Origin of the sequence: Paenibacillus sp. LBL (assembly GCF_029893715.1) — a bacterium.
Classification (GTDB): domain Bacteria; phylum Bacillota; class Bacilli; order Paenibacillales; family Paenibacillaceae; genus Paenibacillus_AQ; species Paenibacillus_AQ glucanolyticus.
Genome location: NZ_JARXYU010000001.1, coordinates 439,664 through 460,189, shown reverse-complemented (window position 1 = coordinate 460,189; position 20,526 = coordinate 439,664). Strand labels below are relative to the sequence as shown.

Here is a 20,526-nt window from a genome sequence, read left to right as displayed (position 1 = left end):
TTTTGCTATGCGTTGTTTCGGGTGTGAGTGTCTTTAAAAGTTATGATAAATAACCACGAGGAGAGAACATATCCCCATGATGACACAAAAAGAAATGCTACATATCGTGCAAACACAGCTAGCCATCGACTTGAACTGTACCGTTGACGACCTGAACAGAGAGAAAGACAGCGTTATTTTTGTAGACGCCAATGATAATCCCGGACGCAGGCCGTATCCGAGGAAAGAGCGTTATTTTGAAATTTTGTCCATGGGTAAGTCCATTGTGGTATCGGCTACGCCGGAACGACTGGAGATTGCCAAGGCGCATATGCACGGAAAAGATAGAGACGCTATTTTTTCCTTACCGTTCATTAGAGGTCTCTACTTACACTTTCTCCCTGACTTGGAGAGAATCAAGCCGGTGTCGCCACCAGCCGGTTTTTCATATGAAGTGGCCGAGAAGAATGAGATTGCGAATTTCATGGGGATTAAGGGACTGGAAAATGCTATTATATCTGACACGAATCTGCCTATACAGACGGTGTTGGTTGTAGTCGCCAAGCAGAATGGGAAGGTCGTTGGTTTGGCAGGGGCGTGTAATGCATGTGCCACGATGTGGCAGATTGGAATCGAGGTGCTTCCAGAATACCGCCACTTGGGATTGGCGTCTTATCTTGTAAGCAGCTTAACTTTTGAGATATTAAATCGGGGCTGCGTACCAACATATGATGTCATCTCAAGCCATATTGCCTCACAACGAGTGGCTTACCGGGTAGGATATTATCCGGCATTCGTGACGGATTGGCGAGTTGACTTCAAGGATTATGAAACTGGGGCAAACAGATAACGAAGAATTCGATACATAGTAAATGAAGTTAGCTGTCAATCTGAAGATAAAAAGAATACTTGGTTCGGGTATGCATTAGTTAGCCCCATTGAATCAATGAGGCTTCGGTCTATGCGGAGGTTGCGTTTAATGAAAAAGGTACGCCTTCTTGTGTTTAGTGTAGCTGTATTATTAATTGGAATTGGACTAGTTTGGTATTATGTTTATCCCATTAAGATTCAAGAGGTTATGAGACATACAAACAAGATTGAGAAGATGGATTTTGTATCGATTTCAGAGGGTGAATCCAATCATTATTCTATAGCATTTCATGAGCAAGACAATACGAATGAGTTGATCGACATCCTAGATGCTGTAACGTATAGCCGAGAATTGAACCATTATAAAGGAAGTACGGACAGGGTAATTATGATGATTATCTTTTATCGGAACAGGGATGGAGAAATAAGTAACTATTCCTTCGATATCAATGAATCCGGAATCATTATTAGTCATCATAAACAATATCAGATGAATGGGGATACACGAAGGGTTTTTGACCGTCTTTCTGGATGGATCGAGAATAAAGGTACATACATTCGAGTGCAATAGAGGCTCGTTCCATCAACCAACAACCCGGAGGGATATTCCCTGCCGGGATGTTGTCCGCCCCCGGGACCTACTCCCTTACATACTCCACCGAGTAAATATGCGTCTTGGTTAAATCAATGACCTCTTTAATAAAATCCTCCCGGGATTCCCTGAAACCGTTTCGGATCCAGCTCAGAATCAGCCCGTGGAAGCCGTAGGCCGTATACTGTTTAAAATAATCCATGTTAACCGGGATGTTGTTAATCGTTTCGAATATGAATCGTTCCTTGTAGATTTTTAGAATCGTTTGAGGGAATTCGGTGTGCAGACCCGGTAAGGTATCCTCGTAGGTAATCAGTTCAAAAAAATCACGATTCTCGTAAATGTAGGCAACGATATTGAAGGAGGGTGTACCCAGATTTGCCGTATATACTTTGTGTCCAGGTATATAAAGTTTGCCCACCGATTCTTCCAGACCCCGGAGCATGGAAGCCCGTAAATCCTCGGCCAATTCGATTTTATCCTGGTAATGCACATAAAAGGTGCTGCGATTATATGCGGCCTTATCCACGATGTCCTTCACCGTTACGGCATGATATCCCTTTTCTTTTACAAGTTTGATAAAGGCCGATTTTAGATGTTCCTTTGTACGATTTTTTCGCTCCGATGTTCCGGTTTGTTCATGATTCACGAGATGCGTGCCCCCCTAAAAAAAGACAGTTTTGTTGTAAGTGTTGACTAGATAGACACTTCATAACATCTTACTGATTGTTAAATGTGAACAGAATAGTACAATTAAATTGTAGACAAAATAGTACTAAATTTAAAATCTTAAATTGATTCCATTTGAAGTGAGTTAGTACTATTTTAATAAATTTTACGGGGGTATCCAAGATGGGCAAATTACAAAACAAGGTTGCTGTAATTACTGGTGGTGCATCCGGCATCGGTGCAGCGACTGCACGCCTCTTCGCTGAAGAAGGTGCCAAAGTGGTGCTGGTTGATCTGAATGAGGAAAAAGGCAAGGCGTTTGAAGCTGAATTGAAAGCGCTGTATTATGAGGCGCTGTTCGTGAAAGCGAATATTACGAGTGAAGAAGAAGTAGCGAACATCTTCAAACAAGGTATTGAAGCCTTCGGCAAAGTGGATGTTGTATTTAACAATGCAGGCATCGGGCGCGTTCATTCTTCGCATGATCTGGCGTACTCCGAGTGGCGCAACACCGTAAACGTGGACTTGGACGGCGTATTCTTGGTTGCACGCGAAGCAATCCGCGAAATGTTAAAAGCAGGAGGAGGCACAATCGTTAATACGGCATCGATGTACGGTTGGGTCGGCTCTCCAGGTTCCGCGGCTTATAATGCCGCTAAAGGCGGTGTCATCAATTTGACACGGTCCCTGGCGCTGGAGTATGCCGAGCATAATATCCGAATCAACGCGCTATGCCCCGGGTTCATCGATACACCGATCATTCCGGAGGAGAGCAAACAAGCCTTGGCTGCGGTCACTCCGATGAAGCGTCTGGGACAAGCCGAGGAAATGGCGAAGGCCGTTCTCTTTATGGCTTCGGATGACTCTTCTTTCATGACGGGAAATACCCTGACGGTTGACGGTGGATATACAGCCAAATAAGAATAGGGACCAAGACACCTAGAGAAGTATAAATCAATCCGGGAGGTCTATACAAATGAGTAAATTTGATGGAAAAGTGATTGTCATTACAGGTGCAGCAGGTGGGATCGGTGCGGCAGCAGCGAAGAAGCTGGCGGAGCAGGGTGCCAGCCTTGCGCTTGTTGACTTGAACCTGGAAGCCGTTCAACGAGTCATCTCCGATCTGGGTATTGACGCTTCCAGAGCGATTGCGCTGCAAGCCAATGTGGCCAAAGAGGAAGAAGTTAAAGCTTATGTGGATGCCACGATTGAAAAGTTCGGCAAAATCGACGGTTTTTTCAATAATGCGGGGATCGAAGGCATCACTGCCAATGTAGAGGATTATCCGACTGAGACGTTTGAAATGGTCTTTAATGTCAATGTTAAGGGTGCCTTCCTTGGGCTGAAATACATCGTTCCCGTCATGAAAAAACAAGGGTACGGCAGTATCGTGAACACCTCATCCGGTGCAGGTCTGATCGGTTCGCCCGGATTTGTCGGTTATAATAGCTCCAAGCATGCCGTAATGGGCATGACGAAAGTGGTTGCCTTAGAAGCTGCTCCGTTCGGTGTGAGAGTAAATGCGGTTGCGCCTGGAGTGATCAATACCCGCATGATGCGCCAAATCGAGAAAAATACGGTTCCTGAGGATGCGGAAGGAGCAAAAGAAGCATTCGGTGCCGCTGTACCGCTGGGAAGATACGGAGAAGCGGAAGAGGTAGCGAGCGTAGCTGTCTTCTTGTTATCCGACGATGCCTCCTATGTAACGCAATCCATCTATACGGTGGATGGCGGTCAAATCAATCAGTAAAACAGACTGGATTCAGAAGGTCTTGGTCAGGTGTTGTATACCTGACTGAGGCTTTTTTGTTTAGCCTGCGTGTGGCTCAGGGGGGGCTGTGAGGTTGGCATTCACCTGAATAGTCAGGTACAGCTCTAAGCTGATTATAAGTGTGAAATTATGTTATTCCATCCAGCCAGATGAATTGCGGCTTGTGGGATTTTTTGCTATACTTTTTTGAATAAAATATGATTGGGGGTTATATAGATGGCAAAATTGAATTGCTCATTAGCTAGGGAGTCCTCACGCAAAGCCTAATCTGGGGCGATACTTTGTGTGAGGTGCGATAGGATGAATTCGGTCGCCCAAACGAACTTTATCGTTTCTAATAACGGGCTTTGCACCTTATGGATTTTTCATAAAAAATAAGGGGCTGAAGACCTATGAGTACAGCATTTATTAGAAACTATCAATTCAACATCATTAAAAAACAAGCGGAATTCCTTCTGAAAACATTGCGAACCGTGGCGGATCGGAAGGTTATAGAGACCGTAAGATATCGTTCTGCCGTAAACGTGATAGAGGCGTTCCCTTACCTTGAAGGGGATCAGCAGCAGATGCTGGAACAAATTTCGGCTCTCGAGACGGCATATGATTTCCAGAGATATCTTGAGACATTAGAACCGTATCTGGATCCATTTCCGCCGATTACGGTGAAGCAGATTGAGAAGCTATTCCCTAAAAATAAAAAATTGAAAGTGCCTGATCTTCAATCCATTGATTTTCGATATGTGACGTATCTAAGCTGGGTTGATATTGCCACGAATAGACTATTCATTGTGTATCCGTTCGAAGGACGGTTTATCGGTATTGAGGGAAGAATCACGCCGACAAACAAGAAAGGGTACTGCCTGTTCTGCAATCGTCATCAGGAGCTTGCTTTCTTCTCGGTCAAGACCAAGCCTGCGAACGCATCACCGGATAATTACGCTGCGATTGGTCATTACGTATGTATGGATAACCATGGATGTAATCAGGTGATTACGGATACAGGATCACTGGAGAAGTTCATTCTCTCCGTACGTAAATAACGCTATAACCCCAAATACGGCTGCCCTGAAAGGCAGCCTGTTTTATTTTATAAACAAAGGATGATTTCGGTAGCTGAGCGTGGCAGACTATAACTACGCATAACAACATGCTTTGGCATGCTGCGAGGGAGGAAGTCATAAAAATTCCTCATATAAATGAGTTCACCATCAGTTCACTTCATGTAACAATATCTTGACAACTCAAAGCAGCATGTTATCATATTACCGACAGGCAGTCGGTCTATGCAAAAGGAGGTGTAGCCATGAGGGTCGTAAAAAAAGCGGAGGATCGCAAGAACGAAATCCTTGACGCGGTGGATGAGCTTTTTGGACAGAAGGGTTTTGACGGAACAAGTACCAACGATATTCTTGAAAAGGTCGGCATTGCCCGCGGAACCTTGTATCATCACTTCAAGTCGAAGGAGGATATTATGGATGCATTGATCGATCGGTATGCGGTCCGATTGATAGATGGGGCACAGGAAGTTGCCGCAGACAAGAGCATACCAATCGTCGAGCGCATCATCCGTGTTGTAATGGCACTGAACCTAAGCGGGAGAAGCAGCGAGCAAATTATGGAGCATATTCATAAACCCCAGAACGCACTGATGCATCAAAAAATACAAAAGGTTATCATCAACGGCGTCCCCCCGATCCTGACAGAGATCATCCGCGAAGGCATCCAGCAGGGCCTGTTCAGCACACCCTTCCCGTACGAATGCATGGAGATGGTTGTGATTTATGCGAGTACCGTTTTTGATGATGATCTGGTCGTTATGACAGAGAAGGAGCGCAGCTCGCGAATTGTGGCCTTTGTTTGCAACGTGGAGAGGCTGCTCGGAGCAGAAAGCGGAAGCCTTATGGACGTTATGGGGATGTTTGGAGAGGGAGATGAAAGCAGCCGTGATTAAACCAGGGAAGTCTTTCAAGAAATTTCTCCTCTTATGGTCGGGACAGCTGGTTTCAACAATAGGAAACGGTCTGACTTCGTTCGGGCTTGGGATCTATGTTTTTCAGCAGACGGGAAAGGCATCGGCTATGGCGCTGATAACCTTGCTTGCGTTTATGCCGTCGCTCTTTTTGAGCGCTTTTGCCGGAGTGCTCGCGGACCGGTATGACCGCAGGCTTTTAATGATATTAGGGGATAGCCTTTCCGCGATAGGGCTTGTATTCATCCTCGTTTGTTTGCTTCGCGGAGAAGCGCAGCTATGGCAGATATGCGTCGGGGTTGCCATGAGCTCCGTGTTTTCATCACTGCTTGATCCTGCATATAAAGCTACGGTTACGGATTTGCTTACCGAGGAGCAGTACACACAGGCAAGCGGTCTTGTCCAGCTGGCGGGCTCAGCCAAATTTCTGATTTCTCCGATCCTTGCGGGTTTTTTGCTCACGATTGCAGACATAAAGCTGCTGCTTGTTATCGACATTTGCACTTTTTTTGTTACCGTGGGTACTACGCTCGCTGTCCGCAGCGGCATTGCTTCCAAGACCGGTCATCAGGTTACATCGTTTATTCGCGAATTTATAGACGGGTGGAATGCGGTTTCCAGAAACAAGGGTGTGTTTGTTCTGGTGATCATGACATCGGTGCTGACATTTTACCTTGGGGTGATGGAGACGCTCACGATACCGATGCTGCTTACCTTTACGAACAGCTCGATGATCGGAACGATTGAAACTATTGTGGCTTCAGGAATGCTCGTGTCCAGTATGATGTTAGGATTTCTTCCGATAAAAAAAGATTATGTGAAAATCCTTTCGATTTCGCTGTTTTGCGTAGGCGCGTGTATGGCAGCTTTTGGAGCTCGTGAAAATATCGTCTGGATATGTATTTCGGGATTCCTGTTTTTTGCCATGCTTCCGTTTGCCAACATGAGTCTGGATTTTTTGGTTCGCACCAACATGGATAATGCGGTTCAAGGCAGAGCGTGGGCGTTTATCGGAATCCTGTCCCAGCTTGGATTTGTTGCCGCTTATACGCTATCGGGTGTTATGGCAGATTATGTGTTCACTCCATTATTGGTTGAAGGCGGAGCGCTTGCTGGGAGTGTGGGGAAAGTCATCGGCATCGGCCTTGGCAGAGGAATGGGATTTCTCATCATCATCGCCGGGGTGCTGTTATGCGTAACTTCGGCCGTTCTGTATAAGCTGCGATCGGTCAGAATGCTAGAAGACAGAGGTGGCTTATGTATTCCAGAATAATTCGCAATGATATATCCAAAAGCAAATTAATCACGTTGACAACCATGATATTTGTTGCAGCAGCAGCGATGCTCGTTTCGCTGGCCGTGATACTCGTTGTCAATCTTTCCGGTGCGATAGATACACTTATGAAACGGGCGGAAACGCCGCATTTTATGCAGATGCATTCGGGTGAGATCAATACGGATCGACTTACAGCTTTTGCGGAGCAGCATGGGAATGTTGATGAATTTCAGGTGCTTGAATTTGTCAACATGGACGGCGCACGCATCATATTAGGCGACAACTCGCTTACCCATAATGTTCAGGATAACGGGTTCAGCATGCAGAGCGACAAGTTCGATTATCTTCTAGATCTTGACGGAAACGTCATCCATGTATCCGACGGCGAGTTATATGTTCCCATCCATTATATGAGGGACAACACCACGAAGGTCGGTGACAAGGCACGAATAAGTGGAAAGGAATTTACCGTTGCGGGATTTCTCCGCGATTCGCAGATGAATTCCACACTCTCCTCCTCCAAGAGATTTCTTGTAAGCAGCCATGATTACGCGGTAATTCAAAACCTCGGGACCACAGAGTATCTGATTGAGTTCAGATTAAAGGATCTATCGGCGCTTGGCGCATTCGAAACCGATTATGCCTCCGCAGGTCTTGAAGCGAACGGACCCGTGATTACATATCCCCTGTTCAAAACAATCAACGCCATTTCCGACGGGATGATGATTGGGGTAATCCTTCTGGTGAGCGTGCTGGTCGTTGCTATCGCTTTGATGTGCATACGCTTTACGCTGCTTGCCAAAATCGAAGACGATTACCGCCAAATTGGCGTTATGAAGGCAATGGGGATGCGTATCTCCGACATGAAGAGGATGTACCTTGCCAAATACGCTGTGATTGCGGCTGCGGGCAGTATTCTCGGGTTCGCACTTTCATTGGTGTTCAAAGGCATGCTTCTTGAGAATATCCGGCTTTACATGGGGGAAAGCGAACATTCTTCTTCAGCATTGTTGTACGGAATCATCGGCATACTGCTGGTATTCCTTGCAATGATGGCTTATATAAATGGAGTGCTGAGGCGCTTTCGAAAAATATCAGCCGCGGAAGCCATACGTTTTGGCAATTCACAGGGGCATACCGCCGCAGGTGCTAAGCATCTGAGATTAAGCAGGAACAGGCTGCTTAACACGAATGTTGTTCTCGGTATCCAGGACGTTCTCGCAAGGAAAAGACTTTACGCCACCATGCTAACGGTGCTGGTCATTTCGGCATTTATCATGATTGTTCCCCATAACCTGTACAGCACGATTTCATCGAAAGGCTTCATTCAATATATGGGTATCGGAAACTACGATATGCGTATGGACATTCAGCAGACTGACAATATATCCGAAAAAGCCGCAGAAGTACTAGAAAAGATGACAAGCGACAGTGCCATTTCACAGTATGCCGTGCTTGCAACAAAATCGTTCAAAGTGAAGACATTGGATGGCACGGAAGAAAATATAAAAATTGAGCTCGGCGACCATTCGATATTCCCCATTGCGTATTCCCAAGGCAAAGCACCCGCCGCAGAAGATGAAATTGCGCTTTCTTCTCTGAACGCCGATGAACTGGGCATAGGGGTCGGAGAAACCATGACTGTAGTTGTTGAAGGGAAGGAGAAAATTCTCACGGTTAGCGGCATCTATTCCGACATCACCAATGGAGGCAAAACCGCAAAGGCTGTTTTCCCTGACCAATCGGCGGATACGATGTGGTACGTGATCTGTGCGGAGCTTTCCGATCCATCTCTCATCAATAGCATGGTTTCGGAATATGCGAGCAAATTTAATTATGCAAAGGTTTCGGACATTGACAAATATATTGCACAGACATTCGGCTCGACGATAAGCGCCGTCCATAAGGCCTCCTATGCCGCCATTCTTGTCGCGATAATGATAACGGTACTGGTTACTCTGTTGTTTATGAAAATGCTTGTTGCAAAGGACAGATACTCCATCGGCGTTATGAAGGTGTTAGGCTTTACAAGCTCAGATATTAGGGCGCAGTATGTCACGCGTTCGGTATTCGTTCTGATACTCGGAATGGTGCTTGGCATACTTCTGGCGAACACGCTCGGAGAAATGCTGGCGGGGGTGGTCATCTCCATGTTTGGAGCGTCGACGTTTCATTTTGCGGTCAATCCGCTTTCGGCGTATCTGCTTAGCCCGCTGATGATGATCGGCTCGGTACTTATTGCAACCATAATCGGCACATCGGGCATGGGTCACATTAAAATTTCTGAAAACATAAAGGGGTAGGCATATGAAAAAGATGTTGATCGGTGACCATATCGTAAAATCTTTTGGCGAGGGTGATGAGAAGCACCATGTTCTGGACGGAGTGTCCGCCTATATCAATGAGGGCGAATTCGTTGCGGTTATGGGACCTTCCGGCTCGGGAAAATCAACGCTGTTGTTTGCGCTGAGCGGAACGGATGTCGTTGATGACGGTAAGGTAGTATTTGACGGCAGGGATTTAACGACGGCTTCGGAGAATGAGCTGGCTGATATACGCAGAACCCAGATGGGGTTTGTGTTTCAACAGCCGACGATGCTGAACAACCTGAATATCCTCGACAACATCATTCTCCCGTCTCTGCGGGACAACCGAAAAAACGTTGCAAACATAACGGCAAAAGCAAGAACGCTAATGAAAAGGGTAGGTATCGCGGAGCTTGAAAAGCGCGACATTACCCAGGTATCGGGAGGCCAGCTCCAGCGTGCCGGGATATGCCGCGCGCTGATGAACAATCCGAGAATCATCTTCGGCGATGAGCCTACGGGCGCGCTCAACTCAACGTCCGCGCAGGAAATGATGGACTTGTTTTCCGAGATCAACGCGGAAGGTACGGCGGTTATGCTTGTCACTCATGACGCCAACGTGGCTGCCCGAACGGAGCGAATTATGTTTATGCGCGACGGCAGCATTGTCAGTGAGCTCCAACTTCCCAAGTATGACGGAACGGATATGGAGGGCAGGATTGAACACGTTACAGTGAAAATGCGTGAAATCGGAATATGACACGATCTCATCGATAGGGTCAATATGAACTTTTGAATGCATTCAAGGCGCAGCCCTAGCGTCCTTTGTTCAACGGATGTATAATCATGGAAAATGCTCGAAAAGGGAGTGTTTTCCATGGAGCTTCAAGAAATTAATCGAGAATTAAAAGAGACAAGGAACGAGTTACTTGGCATCCTCAAGGGCTTGGATGGAGATCAACTAAACAGACGGCACGACTCCAACAGCTGGAGCATCAGTCAGATATGTCAACACTTATGTAAAACAGAAGAATTATATGTTGCAGCAATAAAAAGAGGACTAAAGAGCACGGATGATTCAATCTTAGAGAATAAACCTTTGGAATTTCTGCTGGACAGAAGTAAAAAGCTAGTGGCTCCCGACATTGCCAGACCAACGGATGAGATTATGGAACACAAGGAAATGGTGGAGAAGTTCCATCAGTCAAGAGCAAAGTTAACGGAACTTCTAAATTTATTAGAAGATCCGTCCATCCTAAGCAGAAGACATTTTGTCCATCCCGTCTTTAAAGAGATGTTATTGATTGAATGGGTTAGGTCGCTGTACCTGCATGAACAAAGGCATATTCAACAAATAAATGAAATTATCGAAGGATTTAAGTGATGCTTTGAAAATTCCCACAAGGGTTGGAACATCTATTGAATTCATACATGACAGCCCTTGTTCAAGTTTGGTTTTTTTATTTAATTGATCCTGCTAATTCTATGATTTCTTGTTCGCTCATAACATCATCTTCTGTATAATCAGTCACCGTGACTACTATTTTCCAATCTCCTTTTTCAAAATAAAGGTGTGGAACATGGATGAACTCTGGACTAGTAATCAATGTAGCCGTGACGTCTTGAATTGAAATTTCCTTCACTAGCGCTGTACCAGTAGTTTGTGCGTAAAACTCAGGCTGTCTATTGTTTTTATAATTAGCTATGACTTCATAGTAGCGGTCATTCGTACGTATGGTATAGTCATACCCAAGAGGTGAATCATCCTCTTTTCTAGTTCTAATTTCTCTTTGCCCAGACATCCCATCTAATGGATCAGGCCATGGAATAGAGATTCCAAGCGACTTCTCTGCCTCCTCCTTGTTTAAAACTAGAGATCGGGCATCACCTGCAGTATTCGCCCATGAATAACCGATTTCAGCATTTTTCACGTTTTTAATCCATTTAACCTCTATAAACTGCTCAATGAACGCCCGTACTGGGGATTGAGATAGGGTAAGAAAGCATAGTGAGCCAAGAATAGATAAAACAATGATTCGTTTTCGATAAATACGACGATTTGGATGACCGCCTGATTTTCTGTTTGAATATTTTTCCCATATATTCTCGAATAAAACAGATGCGTGTTTAGAGTCAATATGGGTATGTAATGCATCCTTAATATCCGACCGGTTAATTTGTTTCATGGTAAGCTCTCCTTTTGCGAAATTCAAAAACTTCATTTTCCAGCATCTGTTTACGAAGCGTAGTTAAAGCTGCATTGAGTCTTGATTTGCAAGTACCTAATGGTATACCTAAGGCTTCAGAAACTTCACTCAGCTTCAACTCAGCATAATAATGAAGTACGATGATTTCTTTGCTTTTCAATGATAGCTGGTTAATTTCTTTCCAAAGTTGCAGAGATTCTTCATTTTGTATGATCTTGTTTTCAATTAAATCCTCATCAGCCGTTTCTGGTGTGACACCGATGAATTTCAACCATTTTTGCTTGCGAAGCATGTTACGCATCGTATTTATCGTTATTTTATAAATCCAAGGCTGTATCGACTTAGTGGAATCGTATGTATTAAACTTTCTGAACACTCGGATAAAAGTCTCTTGCGTAATGTCATCAGCAAGCGCTTCCGATCTTGTTATCAGCAATGCGGTTTGATAAACATACATAGAATATTCGGTAAATAACTGTTTGGCTTCATCCTGTGTTATTTCAGGTAACATCAAATCACCCCCTTTTTGTTTGTTTTTCACCTTATATACACACTCAGACAAGATTTGGTTCGGTAGATTTTGATTTATATCGAATCCTATCAACATGTACTCTTGAGTTTATAGGGATCGGTCGCATATTTCGATGGTCAATTTCGTTAACGTTGAGGAGATGTATCAACCATTGTTCATCAAAAAAAGGCTAACCGCACGCGGTTAAGCCTTTTTGGTTTGCATACAGCTCGATTCCCGGCTATGTGCCATGAAACCTTGAATACGAAGTAGTTGTTAAATCGCAGCTCTTACTCCTTCACAGAGCCAATCAGCAGGCCTTTAATAAAATACCGCTGCAGGAACGGATAGAACAGCACCACCGGGCCAATCGTCAGAATGGCGGTGGCCATCTTCACCGATTCCTGAGGGAGCGTCTGGCTGCCGAGGATGGCTCCGCTGCTCTGCATCTGCTGGATCATGCTGATCTCGGAGTTCAGCTTAAACAGCAGGTATTGCAGGGGATACAGCTTCTCGTTGTCCACCAGCATGATGGCGTTAAACCAGTTGTTCCAGTAGGCGATGCCGTAGAACAGCGTGATGGTGGCAAGGACGGGCATGCACAGCGGGAAGAAGATCCGAAACGCGATATAGAAATCGCTGGCTCCATCGATTTTGGCTGCCTCCGTGAGGGACGGCGGAATCTGGGACATGTAGTTGCGCACGAGGAACAGATTGAACGGGTTGAATACCAAGGACGGAATGATCAGGGCCCAGATCGTGTTGTTCATACCGAGATTGAGGTTGATCAGATACCAGGGCACCAAACCCGTATTAAACACCATTGTAATGAAAAAGAACAGTCCAAGTCCGTTGCGGTAACGGATATGCTTGGCGGCCAGCGTATATCCGGCCATGGACGTAATCGTGACGGCAAGGATTGTGCCAATCACCGTCACGAAGATCGAGATCATGTAACTCTGGTACAGCGGCGTGCTGCCGAACAGGAGCAGCTTGTACGCATCCAGTGACAGCTCACTCGGAAACAGCTGGTACCCGAATTGTTTAATGCTGGCTTCATCCGTGAAGGAGACCATAAGCACGAGCAGCATGGGCAGGATGCAGAGGATGGAGATGATACCGATCAGGGCGGCGTTTACGGCGTCGAAAAATTTAGGTCTGGACGTCATCTAAGTTTTGCTCCTTTCCGAATGGTTCCGGCACATCTAGAACAAAGCATGATCCGGATTTACCTTCTTCACGATTTTGTTGCTGCCCCATACGAGAATAAAGCCGACCACGGATTGATACAGTCCGACGGCCATCGCTTGAGCCGGATTTCCGATGGTGCGGAGAGAACGGAACACATACGTGTCAATGACGTCGACGGTGGGATACAGCAGCCCGTTGTCCTTCACGATGGCATAGATCATGTCGAAGCTGCCGTACATGATTTTGCCCAAGGCCAGCAGGGTCAGGATGGTTATGGTCGGCAGCATGAGCGGTATGGTGATATGACGGATAAGCTGCCAGCGGCTCGCCCCGTCGATCCGGCCAGCCTCGTAATAACTGTCGTCAATTCCCGTAATGGCTGCCAGATAGATGACGAGGTTCATTCCGATGTCCTTCCACACCGCCGCGGTCGTAAGAATCCACGTCCAGTATTGCGGAGAGGCGTACCAGTTGACGGGATCGACATGGAAGAACGCCAAGATGCGGTTCAGGATGCCGTAGTCGGTAGACAGCAAGCTGTAGACAATGTAGCTGACGATGACCCAGGACAAAAAATGCGGAAACAATATCGTGGATTGGGTCACCCTTGAGAACCAGCGGCTGCGGAGCTCATTGAACAGAATGGCCAGTGCCATGGCTGCGAGCGTGCCAACCATGATGAATAAAAAATTGAGCTTCAGGGTGTTGAACGTAACCTCAAGCGCCCTGGGAGACGAGAAGAAAAACTTGAAATTGTCAAAGCCGACCCAGGCGGAATTAAAGAGACCTGTCTTGAAGTTGAATTTTTGGAACGCAATGAGCATGTACGGAAGCGTGAAATAACCGAAGACCAGTGTATAGATGGCAGCCGGTACGACGAGCAGGTAGGCGGATCCATTCGAGCGGATTTCGCGCAGGAAGCCGGAGCGGTTTTTTTTCACAGGTAGCACGTCCTTTCGTTTGTGATGGGGGCTGCAAGCTTCAGCGGTTCTGATTCGAGTGTAAAGAGAGTTGCCGTGTGCAGTAAACTATGAAAATGGAGTTTGGGCGGATTGAAGGGAGATAAGGCTGCTTTAAAAAACGGCAAAAACTTCAAATTTGAGTGTTCAGCACAGCGTCGTCCGGATTGAATAATCCCGAAAACCCCTTATACTGTAAGGGTTCTGGCTAATGATGCTCCTAAAGAATAGCCTGGGGATCAAAATAAAGAATGCGTTTTCATATTGATGAATGTCCTAAGCAAATGTAAGATGAGAGTAAACCAATAATCCGGTCCAAGTATTCGAATTGCTAGAAAACATGATTAAATTAACATATAGACTACATATAATGTTAGTAATGTTCATGGGTGATGGGAAATTTTGTAACTCCGAGAATTTCATTTTAACTTATAACAACCAGATGGCAAGGAGGGAGAAAATGATCCGGCAGCGATTATTCCGTTATGCAGTCTACCGAAATATGTTTCTCAGCTTTATTTTGCTTACGGCAGCCATGATTGCCCTCGTAACCGTTGTCCTGTTCATGATGTTCTCCTGGAGCACCGCGAAGGAGGTAGGAAAAATATCCGAGTCGATGCTGAAGCAGAACAGCGCCGTATCGAGCGTAATCCGTGATCAGGTTTATAACGTAGGCAATCTTCTGCTCAGCGACAAGGAGATCGTGGGCGTCCTGTTGGACAAAGAGACCGATCCGGTGAAGCAGTATGGGGTGTTTGGCACCCTTAACCGAATTCAGTCCACGTATCCGTTCATCCATTCAATCGGAATTTATAATGGCTCGAATAACACATATCTGAATACAAAAGGGATTACCAAGGATCAGGAGAAGGCATTGCTGGAGGAGATCAACCGCAAGAACACATCCTATTTCCACCTGTTCCCGCGCAGGATCTCTTCCGCTACTTCGGCGAACCGGAGCGAAGATGTCCTTACCTTCGTCCTCCTGCCGAGCTATTATTCGCCGCTAAGCTCCAAAGGCGCAATCGTGATCAACATGAGTACCGACACTATTCAGGATCTTATCGGGGGTTATCGCAACGAAGCGGTGGATTCACTGCACGTCATCGATGACAAGGGGACCATCATTACCCATTCGGATCGATCCCGGTTCATGGAGGATATTTCGCAGGAATCCTACGTCCAGTCGATTCTGGCATCGGACAAGGAGAGCGGTTATTTCACCCGCTCCATTGACGGACGCAAGAGTCTCGTCACTTACGTCAAGTCCAAGGATATGAACTGGACGTTTATCAGCGTAAGCCAGTATCAAAATCTGCTGTTCAACATGCAGGCCCTGCGGACGTCAGCGCTGGTTCTTGCTCTGGCATGCTTCGCCGTCAGCATGTTCCTCTCGATTTGGCTTACGCATCATGCTTACAACCCGATCCGCCACCTGCTGGAGAAGATGAGCGCCATTCCGAAAGTGAAGGATCGGCGGCAGATCAACGAATTCGCCATATTGGACATGACTTACGCCGAGATGACCGAGAAAATGCGATCGATGGAGTCCGAGGCTTCAGTCGCGCGTCAGGCCCATGTGCTGCAGCTGCTCAAGGGCGGCGACGAGACGGCATTCCGCCGTCTGGCCGGAGAAGGCAAGGGGCCTTACTTTCTGGCAGTAGCTCTTCTACTCGATAGCGAGGACGGATCGCCCGGCGGTGAGGACGAGGAGCTGCAATCGTATGCATGCGCAGCTGTAGCCCGGGCAGCCCAGCACATGCTGGAGCCGGAGGGAGCCAGCGTGGCGGCCGTGGGGGATGGGACGGTAGCGATCCTTCTCCCTATGAAGCAGAGCCGTCCCCCGCTTCATGTATTAGGCATGTTGGAGGAGCTCCAGGGTGAGATTCTCCGCACGCTCCGCGTGTCCGTTACCGTCGGTATCGGAACCGCTGCGCAGACGTACGAGGAGCTGCGTGAATCGTTCGATTGTGCGCAGTCCTGCTTCCGGCAGCGCTTCTTCGAAGGCAAGGGCAGGCTGTTCCAGGCCGATCCGGTCATTATCGCCGTGACCGAGCCTTCCGAAGCGCAGTATCCGGACAAGCGTGAGAAGCGTATCATCGATGCCATCAAACTGCAGCAGAGCGATAAACTGGAGAAGGAAATCGATCAGTGGATCAAGGAGATTCGCGATTACAATTACCATGAAGTTATGTTTTTCATCAATCAATTCATTGGGGGCCTGTACAAGCAGCTCAATGTACACACGGTGAAAAATAGGGAAAGCGCAGACCTCTTCCTCGGTTTCACGCGTCGGATTACGCGCTTCCAGACGCTTCAGGAAACCGCGGATGCCTTGAAGGAACTCGCTCTGCAGCTCTGCAGCCTCTCCGAGGAATCGGGTGCGGTTCGGCATGCGGAGGTGGTGGATTTTATCCAGATGTACGTACGCAAGCATTACGCGAGGCCGGATATGTCGCTCGAGCAGGTTGCGGGCGAGGTGAAGCTGTCCCGGAGCTATGTCGGCAAGCTGTTTAAGGCGCATTGCGAGCTGTCGTTTAACGATTACCTGAATGCCGTCCGACTGGAGAAGGCGAGGGAACTGCTCGCCAGCACCGAGGATTCGGTTCAATCGATCAGCGAACAGGTAGGCATTCTGAATACAACCTATTTCTATACGCTGTTTAAGAAGCACTATCAGATCTCGCCGGCACAGTTCCGAAGCCAGCATGCAATCGAGACGAAAAAGGCGCAGTGAGGGGCAGCTAAGATGCGGGTTCAACAATTCGGATTTTGTTCGACGCCGAGATTACTTCCTGATCTGATTCGTGATCAAAGAAGGCTTCCTGACAGCCGTTTAAAGCGTTTTAAAATGGCGAAAACCATGATTTTGAAGTATACGCCATCCCTGATGTCTCCTTAAGATAGGAATCGTACAGCATGATAGGAATTACAGCATGACAAAACCAAATGAAGTCAGGGGGAGACACGCATGAAAAAAAGGAAAGCGCTAGCACTATGGTTGGCCGCAATATTTATGGTTTCTGTGATCGCGGGCTGTTCCGGTGGAGGCGATTCCGGCGGCGAGAGCGGATCGGCGAGCGGAGAGAACGGCGGCGGGGATAAGCTCCCGGTCCGGTATTTGCTTCCGGGCTCCGCGCCGCAGGGTTTGGAAGCAGCGGTCCAAGCGATTAACGAGAAGCTTGAGGCCGATGGCCTGAACCTCACGTATGAACCGACATACATCGCGTGGGACGTATGGGATCAGAAGACCAATCTTATGATGTCGACGGGCGAGGAATTTGAGCTGATCGCGATCATGCATGATACAAAAGGACCGACGGTTCTTGCCGGCAGCGGCGGGATCATTCCGATCGACGATCTGCTGGATCAATACGGCAGCGAGCTGAAAGCTTCCATGCCGGACTGGATCTGGGAATCGTCCAAAATAAACGGCAAGATTACTTACGTGCCGAACTTCTGGGCGGATACCGCTTATAATGACGGCATGTTCACGATTCGGACCGATCTGCTCGAAGCGAATGGTTTGCAGGCTCCAACATCCCCGGAGGAGCTGCTGGATGCGGCGGAGACGCTGCAGAAGAACTGGCCGCAGGACAACAAGAACGTGTATATCAAAATGCTGGAGGAGCCTGCCTACTTCCTGCATACAACGTACGACACGTATCCTTTTACGGTGGCGGACAACATGATCTACATCGATCAGCAGGGGAATGTGAAGTCCTGGTTTGAGACCGAGGAATTCAAAAAAGACGTGCAGTTCATGAATGAGGCGTACCAGCGTGGACTGATCATGAGCGATCTGCTCACGACACCATCGGAGGTTATTAACCAGGAGGAGCTGGTCGGACGTTATCTGTATCGTCCGGGAGACGTTGGCGTGAGCGACACGATCCGTCAGTCGTTTCCGGAAGCCAAGCTGGATATTTATTATTTGGCTGAACAGCCGAAATTCAGATCCTACGCGATCCGCAATTCCAACGGAATCTCGGCTACGTCTCCGCACCCGGAGGCCGGTGTTCAATTCTTGAACTGGGTGTACAGCAGCCAGGAGAACATGGACCTTGTCCAAAGCGGTGTGAAGGATGTGCATTGGAAGGATACCGGAAAGAATACGAAGGATTATCTTGCGAAGAACGAGAACGGTTCCCCAGCTTATGAGCTTCCGTACTGGCTGCTCGGTCATGTGGAGATGAATCGTTATCCAACAAATACGGATCCTGCACGACTGGAGCGGCGGACATCGATTTCCGACGATGCCGTAAATAGCATCACGATCGGTTTCACCTTCGACCCGACAAACGTCGCTTCCCAGTACGCGAATTGTATTGCCGAGTTGAAGACCAGCGTCTATCCTGTGATGCACGGGGTCGTGAAATACGAGGATGCCTACGATAAAATGCTGGCTGCGATGAAGTCAGCCGGTCTCAATGAGGTCGTGGCGGAATATAAACGGCAATTCGATGAGTGGAGAGCCGGTCAATCGTAAATACAGTCGCAATAGGCGCAGTGCAACATCATATAACCGGGCAATCCCTGCCCCGGCCTTAGTGCCGGAGAGGGATTGCTTTTTTTGTGCATAAACCAATCATAAAGCAGGCTGCGAGGGGAGGCTTGGCGGAAGCAGGTGTTCAGACGTTACCCGCAGCCCCGCCCCATAGCTTCAATTTCCCGATATTGGCGTATTTCAAAGTTTTCTCTCAAAAGTAAAGTGTTCAAGACAGGAATTCCCGAGCTAGAGTAAAGGTCAGACGAAGCCTGGAGGCTTCTCGCAGGACAAATAGACGACAATTACGATCGGGGCTGTCCGCATAACAAGAGCTGGGGCAGCATAAGGAGGACGTTGTTCATGACCAAGCAAGCACAAGCCATCCGGAAGGGCTGGCAATGGTTTACGGAAAGCCGGTACGGCATGTTTATTCATTTCGGACCTTATGCCCAATATGGGCGAGGCGAGCAGGTTCTGTTCCGGGAGCATTTGGACCAGGCGGAATACGTAAGGAAAGCCTGCGAGTGGAATCCGGAATTTTTTGACGCCGAGCTGTGGGCGTACACGGCACGCAAGGCGGGTATGAAATATGCCTGCTTGACGACTCGTCACCATGACGGATACTGCTTGTGGGACACGGAGACGACGGATTATTCGAGCGCGAAGCAGGCGCCGGGCAGGGATCTGGTCCGCGAATTCACCGATGCATTCCGTGCCCAGGGACTTCGGGTCGGCTTGTATTATTCCTGGATCGATTGGCGCATCCCGGCTTACTTCGACGGACCGGAGAAGGATCCGGAGGGCTGGGAAACGATGAAGCGGTATTTGCATGCCCAGGTAGAGGAGCTGGTCACGAAATACGGGCGCATCGATCATTTCTTTTTTGACGGGGTCTGGCCGCGAACGGCGGAGGACCTTGAGAGCATCAAGCTGGTCGAGCGGATGAAGTCGATTCAGCCGGATATTCTGGTCAACAACCGCCTCGGTCTGTCCGAGGAGGAGAAGCTGCATGCGGACGGTGGCGGCGGATCGGGTGATTCGGAGGTGCTAGGCGACTTCGGCTCCCCGGAGCATGTCATCGTCCCGGATCAGAAGCGTCTGTGGGAATCCAACCAGGTGACAACGTGGCGGCTGTGGGGTTACACGAACGGCGAACGATGGCGTCCTGCCGATGTCCTGCTCGACATGCTGTGCGAATGCGCGGAGAAAGGCGGAGCTGCTGGAGGGAATTTGCTGCTTAATGTTGGGCCGCAGCCTGACGGACAGCTTCCTCCGGCATTCGTTGAGCGTGCGCTGAAGATCGGCGAATGGCTGGACGTTCACGGGGAGGCCATCTACGGCTCCGACGGCGGGAACCTTACAGAGTTCATTTCCTACGGGCGGCAGACGCTGAAAGGCAACCAGCTGTTTCTCATTATCCGTTTCTGGGACGGCCGTCCGATGCTGAGGCTGGCGGATTTGGTGACACCGGTATCCCGGGTTACGCTGCTGACGACGGGACAGGAGTTGTCGTTCCGGCAGGAGGACGATGTGCTGTATATCGAAGGGCTGCCGCGGGAACGTCCGACCGAGTTGTTCCCGGTTATCCGTATCGAATGCGAGAGCCGGCCGCAGACCAATCAATGGGGCTTGGAGCGCCTCTGGACCGGTGATCCTTCCCGAATCGCCGACTGGGCCAGGAAGCGAGGGACATCCGTTTATGTCGATGGTCAGCCTAGAGCGAGAAAGGAGTAGTCC

The 20,526-nt window shown here is 48.1% G+C and carries 18 protein-coding genes; 13 read left to right on the top strand and 5 right to left on the bottom strand.

Annotated features, from left to right (window positions below; genetic code table 11):
- The first annotated feature begins 76 nt into the window (after positions 1-76).
- Positions 77-829, top strand: a complete 753-nt coding sequence (locus tag M2277_RS02250; protein WP_280754045.1) for a GNAT family N-acetyltransferase — start codon at positions 77-79, stop codon at positions 827-829.
- Between the two features lie 129 nt (positions 830-958).
- On the top strand, positions 959-1,420 hold the full coding sequence (locus tag M2277_RS02245) for a hypothetical protein (RefSeq protein ID WP_006211625.1): 462 nt from the start codon (positions 959-961) through the stop codon (positions 1,418-1,420).
- 67 nt (positions 1,421-1,487) lie between these two features.
- Here M2277_RS02245 and M2277_RS02240 read toward each other — a convergent pair whose 3' ends face one another.
- Positions 1,488-2,090, bottom strand: coding sequence for a TetR/AcrR family transcriptional regulator (locus tag M2277_RS02240; protein ID WP_280754044.1), 603 nt, complete (start codon positions 2,088-2,090; stop codon positions 1,488-1,490).
- Positions 2,091-2,293: 203 nt separating this feature from the next.
- On the opposite strand from M2277_RS02240, the gene M2277_RS02235 reads away from it, so the two are divergent.
- The 8 genes from M2277_RS02235 to M2277_RS02200 all read left to right on the top strand — a co-directional run bounded on the left by M2277_RS02235 (position 2,294) and on the right by M2277_RS02200 (position 10,816).
- On the top strand, positions 2,294-3,031 hold the full coding sequence (locus M2277_RS02235; RefSeq protein WP_280754043.1) for an SDR family NAD(P)-dependent oxidoreductase: 738 nt from the start codon (positions 2,294-2,296) through the stop codon (positions 3,029-3,031).
- A gap of 55 nt (positions 3,032-3,086) precedes the next feature.
- On the top strand, positions 3,087-3,860 hold the full coding sequence (locus M2277_RS02230; protein ID WP_280754042.1) for an SDR family NAD(P)-dependent oxidoreductase: 774 nt from the start codon (positions 3,087-3,089) through the stop codon (positions 3,858-3,860).
- Positions 3,861-4,273: 413 nt separating this feature from the next.
- Positions 4,274-4,921, top strand: a complete 648-nt coding sequence (locus tag M2277_RS02225; protein ID WP_036641680.1) for a FusB/FusC family EF-G-binding protein — start codon at positions 4,274-4,276, stop codon at positions 4,919-4,921.
- Positions 4,922-5,184: 263 nt separating this feature from the next.
- The gene (locus tag M2277_RS02220; RefSeq protein ID WP_280754041.1) at positions 5,185-5,832 is read left to right on the top strand and encodes a TetR/AcrR family transcriptional regulator; all 648 of its coding nucleotides are present in this window, start codon (positions 5,185-5,187) and stop codon (positions 5,830-5,832) included.
- Positions 5,813-7,123, top strand: coding sequence for an MFS transporter (locus M2277_RS02215; protein WP_481857749.1), 1,311 nt, complete (start codon positions 5,813-5,815; stop codon positions 7,121-7,123). The genes M2277_RS02220 and M2277_RS02215 overlap by 20 nt, the downstream gene beginning before the upstream one ends.
- On the top strand, positions 7,108-9,429 hold the full coding sequence (locus M2277_RS02210; protein WP_280754040.1) for an ABC transporter permease: 2,322 nt from the start codon (positions 7,108-7,110) through the stop codon (positions 9,427-9,429). Before M2277_RS02215 ends, M2277_RS02210 begins: the two co-directional genes overlap by 16 nt.
- A 4-nt stretch (positions 9,430-9,433) precedes the next feature.
- Positions 9,434-10,192 carry an ABC transporter ATP-binding protein gene (locus M2277_RS02205; RefSeq protein ID WP_006211618.1) on the top strand — a complete coding sequence of 253 codons (759 nt, stop codon included), beginning with the start codon at positions 9,434-9,436 and terminating at the stop codon, positions 10,190-10,192.
- A 117-nt stretch (positions 10,193-10,309) separates the two neighbouring features.
- Positions 10,310-10,816: a DinB family protein gene (locus M2277_RS02200; RefSeq protein WP_280754039.1), complete on the top strand. Its 507-nt coding sequence runs from the start codon at positions 10,310-10,312 to the stop codon at positions 10,814-10,816.
- Between the two features lie 76 nt (positions 10,817-10,892).
- Here M2277_RS02200 and M2277_RS02195 read toward each other — a convergent pair whose 3' ends face one another.
- The 4 genes from M2277_RS02195 to M2277_RS02180 all read right to left on the bottom strand — a co-directional run bounded on the left by M2277_RS02195 (position 10,893) and on the right by M2277_RS02180 (position 14,282).
- A complete protein-coding gene (locus M2277_RS02195) occupies positions 10,893-11,618 on the bottom strand; it encodes a hypothetical protein (RefSeq protein WP_036641690.1) in 726 nt (241 codons plus the stop codon).
- The gene (locus M2277_RS02190) at positions 11,605-12,150 is read right to left on the bottom strand and encodes an RNA polymerase sigma factor (RefSeq protein ID WP_036641691.1); all 546 of its coding nucleotides are present in this window, start codon (positions 12,148-12,150) and stop codon (positions 11,605-11,607) included. Before M2277_RS02190 ends, M2277_RS02195 begins: the two co-directional genes overlap by 14 nt.
- Before the next feature lie 290 nt (positions 12,151-12,440).
- The gene (locus M2277_RS02185) at positions 12,441-13,319 is read right to left on the bottom strand and encodes a carbohydrate ABC transporter permease (RefSeq protein ID WP_006211614.1); all 879 of its coding nucleotides are present in this window, start codon (positions 13,317-13,319) and stop codon (positions 12,441-12,443) included.
- 36 nt (positions 13,320-13,355) lie between these two features.
- On the bottom strand, positions 13,356-14,282 hold the full coding sequence (locus M2277_RS02180) for an ABC transporter permease (RefSeq protein ID WP_006211613.1): 927 nt from the start codon (positions 14,280-14,282) through the stop codon (positions 13,356-13,358).
- 478 nt (positions 14,283-14,760) lie between these two features.
- Here M2277_RS02180 and M2277_RS02175 point away from each other — a divergent pair, with 478 nt between their 5' ends.
- The 3 genes from M2277_RS02175 to M2277_RS02165 all read left to right on the top strand — a co-directional run bounded on the left by M2277_RS02175 (position 14,761) and on the right by M2277_RS02165 (position 20,523).
- Positions 14,761-17,037: a helix-turn-helix domain-containing protein gene (locus M2277_RS02175; protein ID WP_148246808.1), complete on the top strand. Its 2,277-nt coding sequence runs from the start codon at positions 14,761-14,763 to the stop codon at positions 17,035-17,037.
- 234 nt (positions 17,038-17,271) lie between these two features.
- Positions 17,272-18,789 (top strand): DUF3502 domain-containing protein, encoded by a 1,518-nt coding sequence (locus M2277_RS02170; protein WP_280754038.1) that lies wholly within the window; start codon positions 17,272-17,274, stop codon positions 18,787-18,789.
- 360 nt (positions 18,790-19,149) lie between these two features.
- Positions 19,150-20,523: an alpha-L-fucosidase gene (locus M2277_RS02165; protein ID WP_280754037.1), complete on the top strand. Its 1,374-nt coding sequence runs from the start codon at positions 19,150-19,152 to the stop codon at positions 20,521-20,523.
- The last annotated feature ends 3 nt before the right edge of the window (positions 20,524-20,526 follow it).